This is a genomic window from Streptomyces sp. NPDC093568 (assembly GCF_044764945.1).
Lineage (GTDB): Bacteria > Actinomycetota > Actinomycetes > Streptomycetales > Streptomycetaceae > Streptomyces.
In genome coordinates, this window is sequence record NZ_JBIWJD010000001.1 from 342,018 (window position 1) to 354,079 (window position 12,062).

Annotated in this window: 11 protein-coding genes; 4 read left to right on the forward strand and 7 right to left on the reverse strand. The window is 71.1% G+C overall.

The annotated features are described in order from the left end of the window. Positions 1-66: 66 nt before the first annotated feature. The 5 genes from ACIRD7_RS01465 to ACIRD7_RS01485 all read right to left on the reverse strand — a co-directional run bounded on the left by ACIRD7_RS01465 (position 67) and on the right by ACIRD7_RS01485 (position 4,824). Positions 67-1,062 (reverse strand): substrate-binding domain-containing protein, encoded by a 996-nt coding sequence (locus ACIRD7_RS01465; RefSeq protein WP_403448173.1) that lies wholly within the window; start codon positions 1,060-1,062, stop codon positions 67-69. A 242-nt stretch (positions 1,063-1,304) separates the two neighbouring features. Then, positions 1,305-2,108, reverse strand: a complete 804-nt coding sequence (locus tag ACIRD7_RS01470) for an SAM-dependent methyltransferase (protein WP_403448175.1) — start codon at positions 2,106-2,108, stop codon at positions 1,305-1,307. 96 nt (positions 2,109-2,204) lie between these two features. Next, positions 2,205-3,560 carry an MATE family efflux transporter gene (locus tag ACIRD7_RS01475; RefSeq protein WP_403448178.1) on the reverse strand — a complete coding sequence of 452 codons (1,356 nt, stop codon included), beginning with the start codon at positions 3,558-3,560 and terminating at the stop codon, positions 2,205-2,207. A 161-nt stretch (positions 3,561-3,721) separates the two neighbouring features. After that, positions 3,722-4,132: a DUF6114 domain-containing protein gene (locus ACIRD7_RS01480; RefSeq protein ID WP_403448180.1), complete on the reverse strand. Its 411-nt coding sequence runs from the start codon at positions 4,130-4,132 to the stop codon at positions 3,722-3,724. Continuing rightward, positions 4,132-4,824, reverse strand: a complete 693-nt coding sequence (locus tag ACIRD7_RS01485) for a DUF6230 family protein (RefSeq protein ID WP_403448183.1) — start codon at positions 4,822-4,824, stop codon at positions 4,132-4,134. Before ACIRD7_RS01485 ends, ACIRD7_RS01480 begins: the two co-directional genes overlap by 1 nt. Before the next feature lie 685 nt (positions 4,825-5,509). Between ACIRD7_RS01485 and ACIRD7_RS01490 the strand changes: the two genes are divergently transcribed. After that, on the forward strand, positions 5,510-6,163 hold the full coding sequence (locus tag ACIRD7_RS01490) for a Tat pathway signal sequence domain protein (protein WP_403448186.1): 654 nt from the start codon (positions 5,510-5,512) through the stop codon (positions 6,161-6,163). An 18-nt stretch (positions 6,164-6,181) separates the two neighbouring features. Here the strand turns inward: ACIRD7_RS01490 and ACIRD7_RS01495 are convergent, their stop codons facing one another. Then, complete coding sequence (locus ACIRD7_RS01495) at positions 6,182-7,147, reverse strand: lytic polysaccharide monooxygenase (protein WP_403451603.1); 966 nt, start codon at positions 7,145-7,147, stop codon at positions 6,182-6,184. Positions 7,148-7,559: 412 nt separating this feature from the next. Here ACIRD7_RS01495 and ACIRD7_RS01500 point away from each other — a divergent pair, with 412 nt between their 5' ends. Next, positions 7,560-9,362: a S8 family peptidase gene (locus ACIRD7_RS01500; RefSeq protein ID WP_403448189.1), complete on the forward strand. Its 1,803-nt coding sequence runs from the start codon at positions 7,560-7,562 to the stop codon at positions 9,360-9,362. A 153-nt stretch (positions 9,363-9,515) separates the two neighbouring features. Here ACIRD7_RS01500 and ACIRD7_RS01505 read toward each other — a convergent pair whose 3' ends face one another. Then, positions 9,516-10,193, reverse strand: a complete 678-nt coding sequence (locus tag ACIRD7_RS01505) for a ScbR family autoregulator-binding transcription factor (protein WP_403448192.1) — start codon at positions 10,191-10,193, stop codon at positions 9,516-9,518. A 196-nt stretch (positions 10,194-10,389) separates the two neighbouring features. Here ACIRD7_RS01505 and ACIRD7_RS01510 point away from each other — a divergent pair, with 196 nt between their 5' ends. Both ACIRD7_RS01510 and ACIRD7_RS01515 read left to right on the forward strand, forming a co-directional pair. Then, positions 10,390-11,331 (forward strand): ScbA/BarX family gamma-butyrolactone biosynthesis protein, encoded by a 942-nt coding sequence (locus ACIRD7_RS01510; protein WP_403448195.1) that lies wholly within the window; start codon positions 10,390-10,392, stop codon positions 11,329-11,331. Between the two features lie 72 nt (positions 11,332-11,403). Further along, positions 11,404-12,051 (forward strand): ScbR family autoregulator-binding transcription factor, encoded by a 648-nt coding sequence (locus ACIRD7_RS01515; RefSeq protein WP_403448198.1) that lies wholly within the window; start codon positions 11,404-11,406, stop codon positions 12,049-12,051. The last annotated feature ends 11 nt before the right edge of the window (positions 12,052-12,062 follow it).

A 12,062-nucleotide genomic window follows, 5' to 3' on the forward strand; every position in this document is an offset into this window, starting at 1 on the left:
GTACAAGTGAGCGTCCGCGTCACGCGTGACCGAATCTTTGGCGACACCGTCGGGGGAACTGTCCGGTCAGCGGGTTCCGCCCGCGGCGAACCGCGCGACCGAGGCGACGTTCGCCTTCGTGACGAACGCGGGCCCGGTGAGCACGGGTGCCTCGCCGCCGCCGAAAGTGTTGCCGTTGTGCCGGTAGAGCCAGAGCGAGTCCACCGCGAGATAGCCCTGGAGATACGGCTGCTGGTCCACCGCGAACTGCACGTCGCCGTCCCGCACCGCCTGGACCAGGTCCTTGTTGAGGTCGAAGGTCGCGACACGGGCCTTGGCGCGGGCCTGCTCGACCGACTTCACGGCGGCCAGCGCGAACTGCGCGCCGTTGGTGACGACTTCGTCGATGGCCGGGTTCTGCGCCAGCCGTGCCTGGACGGTCGCGGTCACGGCGTCCATGTCGGTGCCGTCCACGTAGAGGTTGTCCGTCTCGCCGCCGAACGCCTTCTTCACGCCCGCGCAGCGCGCTTCCAGGGCGACGTTGCCGCGCTCGTGGATGACGCACAGCGCGTGCTTGGCCTTGAGGTCGTCCAGCTTGTCGCCGACGGCGCGGCCCGCGACGCTCTCGTCCTGGCCGAAGTACTCCAGCAGCCCGGCGGACTTCCAGTCGTCTATACCTGAGTTGAGGCCGACCACCGGTATGCCGGCCCTTCGGGCCTCGGTGACCGGAGCGGCCATCGCAGTCGGCTTGGCCAGGGTCACCGCGATGCCGTCGACCTTCTGCCGGATCGCGTCCCGCATCAGCGAGGCCTGGCCCGCCGGGTCGTCGTCGTTCGCGTAGGTCAGATCGATGTCGTCCTTGGCCGCCGCGGCCTGGGCGCCCTTCTGCACCAGCTCCCAGAAGGCGTCGCCCTCGCCGCCGTGGGTGATCAGGGCGACCTTCATCCGCGAGCCGCCCGCCGTGTCCGCGCCGGACGCGTCGTCGGTCGCGCCGACGCCGGAGCAGCCGGCCAGCAGCAGACAGGCGGCGGCCGCGAGGGTCGCGACACGAGCGTGGGCGGGGGAGGGGGGTGGAGTCTTCATGAGGGTGCTGCACCTCGCTGTGCTGCCGAGCGGGGAGGAACGGACGAGAGGACCGCCGGATGCGAACGGGAGGTTCGCCGGACCGGTGAAATCTCGCTCTGGCGGAGCCAATCGCGTGTGACCATCGGTAGTCAAGTGTGCAACCACAAGGCGTGAGTTGTCGCTCCCACATCGTGATGAACCGCTGGCGGGAGGGCAGACCGGAACCTTGGCCGCCGATACCGATTGCGTCCGCAAACCGGTCAACGGGGCTTGCGCGCGACCGCCCCGTACATCGCGATGTCCTCGTCCCGGATCACCTCGCCGCCCGTGCCGTCCGGCCGCCACTTGTGGACCTGTACGACGCCGGGCTCGACGAGGTCCAGACCGGTGAAGAATTCCCCGGCCTCCTCCAGGGTGCGCAGCCGCATCGGCATGCCCCGCGCCGCGTACTCCCGGGCCACCCGGCCGACCTCCTCGGGCGCGAAGTCGGCCGTACCGATGGACATCGCGAGGTAGCTGCCGGCGGGCAGCGGCTCGAGCAGCCGCCGCACGATCCCGACGGCGTCGTGCTCGTCCAGCATGAAGTGCACGATCGCGATCACCGCGAGCGCGACGGGCTCCCCGAGATCGAGGGTCTCGCGGAAGGCGGGGGCGTCGAGAACGGCCGCGGGGTCACGCATGTCGGCCTCGACGTACGCCGTCCTCCCCTCGGGCGTGCCGGACAGCAGCCCCCGCGACAGAGCGAGCACCAGGGGATCGTTGTCGACGTACACGACCCGGGACCCGGGCGCGACCGACTGGGCGATCTCATGGATGTTCGGCGAGGTCGGAATCCCGGTCCCGACGTCCAGGAACTGCCGTATCCCCGCCTCCTCGGCGAGATACCGCACGGCCCGGTTCATGAAGTCCCGGTTGGCCCGCATGTGAACGGGCAGCGCGGGCCACTCCCGGACCATGGCGTCACCGGCCTCCCGGTCCGCCGGGTAGTGGTCCTTGCCGCCGATGATGTAGTCGTAGATGCGGGCGGAGTGGGGGTGTCCGGTGTCGATGTCGTCGGCGGGCACGGGGCGGGCCTCCTGAGGTGGGCTTCGGCGTCCTCAACCACACACGGAAGCGTGGGAGTTGGGGTTCACCACCGTGTCGACCGGGTGACGACACGGTCAGGTGCCGGCCGGGGTGGATTCGCGGATCTCTCCGAACGCGCTGTGCCGTCGGAACGAGTACGCCTTGCCTGCCGCCTGGCAGAAGTTGGCGACGGCGAGAGCGGCCCACAGGGCGACAAGGCCCCCCGACGCGGCGACCGGGGCGGCGACGAGGGCCAGGACGCCGTAGCAGACGAAGGTCGACACGAAACTCGGCACCGTGCGCTTGAGGCCGATGAGACCGAATCCGACGACTGCCTGGAGGGCGTCGGTGACCACCACGGCCAGCACCAGCGGCAGCAGGTCCGTGATCTGCGGCCGCACCTCGGCATCGGCGGTGAACAGCGGTACGACCCACGGTCCGAGGGCCATCAGGACCGCCGCTATGAGCCCCACGGCGGCCAGCGCCAGCCAGGTACCCGCCACCACGCTCCGCCGGGCGCCGGATCTGTCGTATCGCTCCGCCTGGTCGGCCACGACGGGGACGGTGGCCTGGCCGACCGCCACCGCGGCCGTGAACATGAGGTTGACCAAGGCGATCCCGACGCTGTGCACCGCCGCGCTGTCCGTCCCGATCCGGGCGGCGGCGAAGGTCAGTACGCCGAGGACGGCGAACTTGACGAGCACCGTGCCCGCGAGCGGGATCCCCACGGCGGCCAGCTTCCAGACCTGCCGCACATCCGGCCTGCCGGGGGCCAGGGAGCGGCCGGTCAGCACGGTGGAGCGGCGCAGGCTCAGCTGGGCGACGCAGGCGGTGAGCACGCTGGAGGCGAGCATGGCGACGCCCGCTCCCGTCAGGCCGTGGCCGGTCAGCGGGCCGGGACCGCCCACGAGCAGGACGGACAGGGCGGCGGACACGGCTGTGCCCAGCAGTCCGGCCCGCATCACCAGCCTGGAGCGGCCCAGCGCGACCAGGACGGACGTGGCCGAGGAGCTGACCGCGACGGCGAGCACACTGCCCGCCAGCAGCAGGGGGAACACTCCCAACTCGTCGAGAGCGGCTCGGGGAACCCCGGTCAGCCGGCCGATCAGCGGGACCGACGCGACCGCCGCCGCGGCGATCGCGCCGACGGCGATCGCGAGCCACATACCGCCGCGCACCACGGGCAGAAGATGGTCAGGATCCTCCTTGTGCGGTGCGACGAAGGGCATCACCCCGCGCACCGCGCCCGCCACCGTGGCGGTGGCGGGGCCGAACACGGCCATCGTGACGGCGAAGGCCGCGAGCGTGGTCGTGGCGTGGTTGCCGAGCAGCGCGGTGTCCACCAGGGCGCCGGCCGAAGCGGCGATCATCGTCAGGTACAGCGGGAGCGCCGCCCCCGCTATCCGCGCCCATGTGCCGTGCCCGGTCCGTGCCGTCCCTTTCTTGATCATGGGTTCGATCATCACATCGTGAAAGCCGACGGGTCGGCGGAAGCGGCGAACTGCCGCTCCCCGCCCCACCGCGCGGCGACAGGGCCCGGCTGCTCAGCCGGCCCGCGCGGCGACACGGCCCCACTGCTCAGCCCGCCCGCGCGGCGACAGGGCCCCGCTGCTCAGCCCGCCCGCACGGCCCCGCGCCGACGCTCCCGCCACCCGCGCCGAGGTTCCTGGTCCGGCAGCCAACCGAACGTGAGGCAGCTCCCCGTCACGCCCAGCAGCAACCCGACGAAGAACCCGCCGAGGTTCGACGTGGGCCAGGTCCCCAGCGAGATCAGCACACCGGTGATCGAGTAGAAGAGCCGCTGCGCCGGATTGAAGAGGATCAGCAGCCCCAGCAGCACCATCAGGGTCGGCAGCAGATACCCCGCCAGCCCCTGCATGCCGACATGCAGGACGACCTTCAGCGAGGCCTTCATCGTCAGCAGAATCCACGCGCCGCCCAGGGCGAGCAGCAGCCCGCCCCAGAACGGCCGGTCGGCCCGCCACTGACGGAAGGCCGACCGCAAATCCCGTCGCCCGCTCATCAGCAACCCGAGCTGCTGAAGCTCAGTTTCAGACCCGGAAGCTTGAACACCGCGGCCGTCGTCGCGTAGTTGGTCTGCCGCAGGTCCTTGATGAAGACGTGGTCCGCCTGCTGGCTGAAGACGCCGATCGGCCCCTTCACCCCGGCCTTGGTCAAGGTGCTCGCGTCGTTGCCGATCTCGATGTTCCTGAACGCCGCGTCACCCGACAGCTCGGTCGAGTCGGTGGTCAGGTCCGTGGCGGTCACCTTCTCCCTCCCGTGGCCCGCCTTGATGAGCAGGTTCGTGCCGCCGAGGTCGACGCTCTGGCACAGCTTCGTCAGCGTCGCGTTCTTGATGGCGGAGGTGACGACCAGCACCTGTCCGCCGGTGTCCCCCTCGTTGGGGCTGCCGGGCGCCATGCTGTCGAGGCCGCCGAACTGCTCGAACCCGGAGCCGTCGAGCTCGGTCGCGGTGACCGTGAAGGGCATGCCGGAGATGGCGAACTGGACGCCCAGCGCGCCCTCGGCGGTGAGCACCGCGAGGGCGCCGGCGACCAGCGTGGCCGGCACCGCCATCACGGCGGCCCGGCGGGCGCGGACCCGGCCGCGTCTCGCGGGGCCGTCCGGGGTTTCGGGCACTTCGGAAACGGAACCGCTTTCCGGGTTCTCGGGGGTGTTGCCGGTGGACGGGGTGACGTCCGGGGACGAGGCCATGACTGCTCCCAGGTGCAGAAAAAATGCGGGTAGGGCTTCAGCGGCACGTTGTCCTGGCGCGGACAGCGCCCACGGCGCACGCCTCCTCGCAACTCCCGGCGGATGCAAGGGCTTTCTCGTACTCCGCAGTAGCCAAGCCCGGAAGTTACCGGTGGTTACACCGGAGGGTCAAGGTAGTTGTGTAAAAAGAGTGTTGGTTGTGCGTCAGCTGTGGGTTGTGCGCCCGCGCGGGTCTCAAAAGGTCGCTGTTTTCGCAGCAACTCCCTTTAGACGCCTTGACGTTGACTGACCCTCAGGTCTACAACTCTCCCTGGTTCCCCCTGGATCCGTGGCGCCGGATCCGCCGCCGCGCGGCCTCTGCCCGCGCTCCCGGCCTTGATGCCCTTCACATTTCCTTTTCGCGAGGTCACTCCCGCGAGCTCACTCCATGGCGCCGTCACGGTCGCTTCCCCCCTCGGTCCGTGCCGGCCGCACCCCCCGCCCGGTCCGGCCGGAGCCCTTCCCACGGCCTCCGGCCGGCCACCGGGCCGGGATGCCGTTGCCGGTCCGTGTCGTACGGAGAAGGCGTCACGGACCGGCAACGGCGAACACGGACTCGCGTGTCCTCCCACTCCCGCACCCCAGAACCCCCTGAGCCCTCGGGCTCTGAGGGCACACCCCGCAACGAAAGACGAGGTACACCCGCATGCGTGCACGCACCTTCCTCACCCTCGCCGGCACCGTCGCCGCCCTCACCCTCCCCCTGGCCGGCCCGGCCTCCGCGGCCGACGGCGCCGTCCTCACCACCGGTTCCGTCGGCGGCACCGCGGTCGCGGCCGGCGAGGTCCTCACCGCCCCGCTGGCGAGCGGCACCGCCGCCACGTTCTACTCCAGCGCGACCGGCACGAGCGGTATCTCCTGCACGTCGTCGCAGTTCACGGCCACCGTGACCGACAACCCCGGCGCGCCCGGAACCGCGACGGAGTCGGTCTCCGCGCACACCTTCAACGCCGCCAGCTGCACCACCAACGTGGTCGGCGTGCTCGGCGTCACCAGCATCACGGTCAACAACCTGCCCTACAGCGCCGCCGTCTCCTCCGACGGCACCGTCGCCGTCACCCCGGCCGCGGGCTCGACCATCCAGACGACGGTCGTGCTGCGCACCCTGCTGGGCAGCATCAACTGCGTCTACCAGGCCCCCAGCCTGGCCGGCACGGCGAGCAACGACGACAACAGCATCAACTTCACCCGTGCGCAGTTCGCCAAGGTCTCCGGCTCCTCCCTCTGCTTCGCCAACGGCTACTTCACCGCCAAGTACGCCCCGGTGACCGGCAGTGGTGAGGCGGTGTACGTCAACTGACGCCCAGGGCGCCGGAGTTCACCTCCGGCGCAACCGCAGTGCCAGGGCGGCGCCCCCGATGAGCACCAGCATCGCGGCGGCGCCGCCCGCCAGCAGCGGCGCCGAGGGTCCGGTGTCGGCGGCCCCGGTGGACGCCACCGGTGTGCTGTCGTGTCCGGCGTGCCGGCTCTCGGCGCCGCCCTGCGAGGAGGTCGTGCCGGGAGTCGCCGGGGGAGTGTCCGCGGTTTCGCGCGGCTCGGTCGCCGGGGAAGGGGCGGTGGTGGTACGACCCTTGCCGCGATCCGCGTTCCCGGTCGCCGCGGCGGTGCCCGCGCCCCCCTCGCCCTCCCCGCTCCCGCCCCGGCTCGCCGCGAACACCACGTCCGAGCACGAGTAATAGGTGTCCGGCGTGCTGCTGTTCTGCCAGATCGTGAACAGCACATGCCGCCCCGAGCGGTCGGACGGCAGCGTCGCCCTGATCCGGTACGCCCCGTCCGTCAGCGCCGGGTCCTTCACCTCCGCGAACGGCCGCTCCGGCAGGTCGGACCAGGCGAGCGGCTTCGTCGGGTCGTAGCCGGGCTTGGTGAGGTAGAGCCGGAACGTGCCGGTGTGCGGGATCGTCGAGACGTACCGCATGGTCAGACCGGCACCCGGGGCCAGCCGAGTCGACGGCCAGTCTGCGCGGGCCAGGTCCAGCCCCCGGTAGGCGGGCAGCCCACCGCTGCACAACTGCCCGTCGGGGACGACCTGCCGGTCCCGTCCGTTCACGTTCGCGATCCGCAGGTTGTCCCAGGCCGTGAAGGGCCCGCCGTTCGAGGCGACAGCGGCCCGGCACGCCGTCGACCGGGACGCCTCGCCGCCGTCCGGCGAGCAGGCGTACACCCGGCTGACCGGATCGGTGGGCGCGCCGTGCGCGTGGGCGGGGCCGGACGCCCACAGCGTGAGCAGCAACGGCGTGACGGCGGTGGCCGCAAGGGCGGTGCGGGGCGAACTCATCCAGGGCATCCGGGACATCCGGAACGTCTCCTCGGCCGGCGTGGCAACGGTCCTCGTGGAGTACGGGAAAGGGGCGCGGCGCGTTCACTGCGTTACTAGTCGGACAAAGAGCGTCAATACCGGGCGAGTGTCCGAGGTAGAGGGTGGGTTTCCGGCCGGATCGAGGGTTTCCCCTGTATCCCGATGACCTTCTCTTTGCCTATCGTTCGACCACAGCCGACCCACAGGTAACCCCGAACGGATCGGCGCCGCGCAAGGCCGGCCCCCCAGCGCGCCCCGCACGTGTCGCACTTGCCCCACCCGTCTTCGCCGCACTTCCCCCTCCGCCCTTTTGGCGTACCCCCCTCCGCTTCGAAGACGAAGCGAATCGACCGCCGCTCCGCGCTGCCCGGAGTACGGCCGGCCACGAAAGGCAAACCCCTTGCGTACCTCTGCACCCCTCAGACGGAAGCTGATATCCGTCGCCGCGGTCTCCGCCGCGCTGTTCACGGCCGCCACCACCGTCGCCGTGGCCCAGGAGCCCGCTCCCCGGGAAGCCGCCGTCCCCACGGCGCAGACCGAGGCCGCGGCCGGCACCCCGGCCGAGCGGCTCATCGTCGGCTACAAGTCCGGCGCCGCCGAGGCCAAGTCGAACAAGGCCGCGGAGGCCGACGCCGCCGCCAAGGGCAAGGAGGCCGGCGAGGACCTCGACTTCCAGCGCCGCCTCGGCTCCGGCGCCGCCCTCGTGGACCTCGGTGCGAACCTGAGCAGGACGGACGTCGCCGACGTCGTCGCCGAGTACCAGGCGGACCCGCAGGTCGCCTACGTCGTACCGGACCGGCTGAACAAGCCGCTCGCCACGCCCAACGACACCGAGTACAGCAAGCAGTGGGACCTCTTCGAGACCACCGCGGGCATGAACGTGCCGGGTGCCTGGGACGTCGCCACCGGCAGCGGCGTGACCGTCGCCGTCATCGACACCGGTTACGTCAGCCACTCCGACCTCGGCGCCAACATCGTCGCGGGCTACGACTTCATCTCCGACGCGACCGTCGGCAACGACGGCAACGGCCGTGACAGCAACCCGGCCGACCCGGGCGACTGGACCGCCGCGGGCGAGTGCCAGGCCGGCGACCCCGCCTCCACCTCCTCCTGGCACGGCACCCACGTCGCGGGCACCATCGCCGCCGTCACCAACAACGGCAAGGGCGTCGCGGGCATCGCGCACGGCGCCAAGGTCTCCCCGCTGCGGGTGCTCGGCAAGTGCGGCGGCTACGACTCCGACATCATCGACGCCATCACCTGGGCGTCCGGCGGCACGGTCTCCGGTGTGCCGGCCAACGCCAACGTCGCCAAGGTCATCAACATGAGCCTGGGCGGCGGCGGCACCTGCTCCACCGCGACGCAGAGCGCGATCAACGCGGCCGTGAACCGCGGCACCACGGTCGTCGTCGCGGCGGGCAACAGCAACGCCAACGCGGCCAACTACTCGCCGGCGAGCTGCAACAACGTCATCAGCGTGGCGGCCACGGACCGCCAGGGGAACCGTTCCTACTACTCCAACTACGGCACGGTCGTCGACATCGCCGCTCCCGGCGGAGAGACCAACTCCGTCACGTCGAACGGCATCCTGTCCACGCTGAACTCCGGCGCGCAGGGCCCGTCGTCCGAGAGCTACGACTACTACCAGGGCACCAGCATGGCCGCGCCGCACGTCGCGGGCCTGGCGGCGCTGATGAAGTCGGCCAACGCGGCGCTGACCCCGGCACAGATCGAGTCCGCGATCAAGACCAACTCGCGTGCTCTGCCCGGTACCTGCTCGGGCGGCTGCGGTGCCGGCCTCGCGGACGCGGCCAAGACGGTGCAGGCGGTGAGCGGCTCCGGCGGCTCCACGGGGGGCACCACCTTCACCAGCACCACCGCGGTCTCCATCCCGGACAACGGCTCCGCGATCGAATCCCCGATCACCGTGAGCGGCCGCAGCGGCAACGCCCCCTCGGCCCTCCAGGTCGGCGTGGACATCACCCACACCTACCGCGGCGACCTGGTCATCGACCTGGTGGCGCCGGACGGTACGAGCTATCGCCTGAAGGCCGCCAGCTCCTCGGACTCCGCGGACAACGTCAACACCACCTACACGGTGAACGCCTCGGCCGAGACCGCGAACGGCACCTGGAAGCTGCGCGTCCAGGACACGGCGGCCCAGGACACGGGCCGGGTCAACAGCTGGAAGCTGACCTTCTGAGCGTGGCCGACAACTGAACGCGCGCCCTGAACGGGCGCGTATCACAAGCGGGCGGGCCGACCGGTGCGGATGGGGCATCGGCCGGCCCGCCGTTCGTCGCGCGAGCACCGGCCGCAATGGCGGAAACCGTCACTCCGGTCGGTGCTCGTGTACTCAGCGTGCCGAGCGCTCCATGGCGTCCCGCTCGGCGTCCGCCTCCTCCAGAGTGGCCAGCACGCGAGCCCCCCGGTCGGGACCGCGGTCGAGGCCGGGCAGCAGCGCCGGCACCGCGATGCTCGGCAGGAGGTGCCCCCACAGGACCGAGATCCGCTCCGCCAGATCGCTCCGGTCGGTCAGCGCCCGGGACATCAGCTGGATCCCGGCGAAGGCGCCGACCACCAGCTCCACCGTCTGCCGCGGCTCCACCGAGGGCAGCAACTCACCCTGCCTCCGGGCCTGTTCGAGCACCCCGACCAGATGGTCCGCCCACTGCCGGAACGGCCCGGAGTGGTCGACGCCGGGCGGCGCGAACTGGTCCACCGCCAGCCGCACACTGCCCTTGAGCAGGGAGTTGCTGAGCAGCCGCTGACCGAACACGAAGGTGACGTCGACGAGTTCCTGGAGCTTGCACGGCTGCGGGGGCACCGCGCCGAGCGGGATCTGCACGTCCAGTACCGCCTGGGCCAGGGATTCCTTCGAGGGGAAGTGGAAGTAGAGGGCGCCCTTGGTCACATCGGCGCGCTCCAGGACCATCGCGATGGTCGTCGCGGTGTATCCGTGCTCGTCGAAGACCGCGCCCGCGGCCTCCAGGATCACCTTCCGCGTTCTGATGGCGCGCTCCTGCCTCGCCATAACAGCCCTCCGTGTGTTCCGGCCGTGTCGAGTCGAACTCCGCGCTCGGCGTGCGCCGGTGCGGTTCGGCGCCGGCCCGGGGCGACCCCGAGGCCGCATTGAAAACAAACCGGTCGGCTCGTACTCTAACGCTCGCGGCACGGGAACCTCGCCGTCTGTCAGCGCACATACGGGGGGACCCAAGAAGGGGACAGGTATGTCTGATCCGCGCCGGCCCACCACGGCCTCGTCCGCCGAAACCCCCGCGGCGCCACCTGCCCTGACCGCCACCGTACCTCGCCAGCTCGTGCATCGAGCCGCGGTGGCGGAAACGTTTCTCACCGGTCTGACCAGCACCGGAACCGACCGTTTCACCGTCTTCGCGCAGTGGCCGCGTGCCCATCAGTTACACGTGTCTGCCGACCGGTCGGCGTACGAGCCCCTGCTGGTCGCGGAGACCGTCCGCCAGGTCGGTGCCCTACTCGCGCACACCGCCTACCAGGTCCCGCTGGGCCACCAGTTCGTGCTCAGGGAGCTGGGGGTCACCACGCACCCGGAGCGCCTGGCCGTGGGCGCGGTTCCCGCCGAACCGGCACTGCACATCACCGTCACCGATGTCGACCGGCGCGGCGGCCGCCCCGCCGGACTCCGCTTCACAGCGGGGATACGGCTCGCCGGGGAGCGCGTCGCGACCGCGCACCTGGCCGTGACCTGGACGAGCGCGGCCGTCTATCGGCGGCTGCGCGGTGGCCGTACCCCCGCCACGGTGTCCGCGCTGCCGGTCCCGCCCGGAGTGCCGGCCGCCGCCGTGGGCCGCGCCCTGCCCGCGGACGTCGTCCTCGCCCCGACGGACCACCCCGACCGCTGGCGGCTGCGAGTCGATACCGCACATGCTGTTTTCTTCGACCATCCGCTCGACCACATACCCGGCATGCTGCTGCTGGAGGCCGCCCGGCAGGCCGTACGGACCCGGACCGGAACCGGCTTCCGGACACCCGTCTCCTACCACGCGGTCTTCCACCGGTACGCCGAACTCGACCTGCCCGCCTGGATAGAGACGGTGGACAAACCGGGGGCGCACGGTACCGACGTCCAAGTCGTGGGACACCAGGGGGAGTCGACGGTCTTCGAGTGCGGGGTGGGCACGGTGGGCGGGTGAGTTATCGTGTACAGGGAGTAAGAAACAAACGGCATGACCCGTTCTTTTCCCGGTCCCAGGAGAGTCCAGCCGATGGCGAGGCAGTTACGCGCGGAACAGACCCGCACCACGATCCTCACGGCCGCGGCCGAGTTGTTCGACCGCCACGGCTATGAGTCGACGAGCCTCAGCGACATCGTCGAGCACGCGCAGGTCACCAAAGGGGCGTTGTACTTCCACTTCGCCGCGAAGGAGGACCTGGCGCAGGCGATCATGGAGCTCCAGTCCAGGGCGTCCCGGCAGCTGGCGAGCGAGATGGACGCCCGGGGCCACACCTCGCTGGAGGCGCTGATACGCACGACGTTCGGGATCACGCGCCTCGCCGTCGAGGGCCCGATCCCCCGGGCCGGCCTGCGCCTGGCCACCGGCTCGGTGGTGATGCGGCCGCCCCTGCGGCACCCGTTCACGGAGCTGCTGGACATCGCCACCCGCAGACTCCACGCCGCGGCCAAGGAGTCCGACATCCACCCGGACGTCGACGCCGAGGCCGCCGCCCACGCCCTGGTCTGCTTCTTCGTCGGCACCCGGGTCGTCGGCCGCTCCCTCGAACCCGTCGCGCGCCAGCCCCGCAGAGTGGCCGAGATGTGGCACATCATGATCCGCGGCCTGGTCCCGGTGCCCCGCAGGGCCCGCTATCTCGCCCTCGCGACACAGCTGGAGCGGGAGATCAAAGCCGTATGACACGGGCGGTA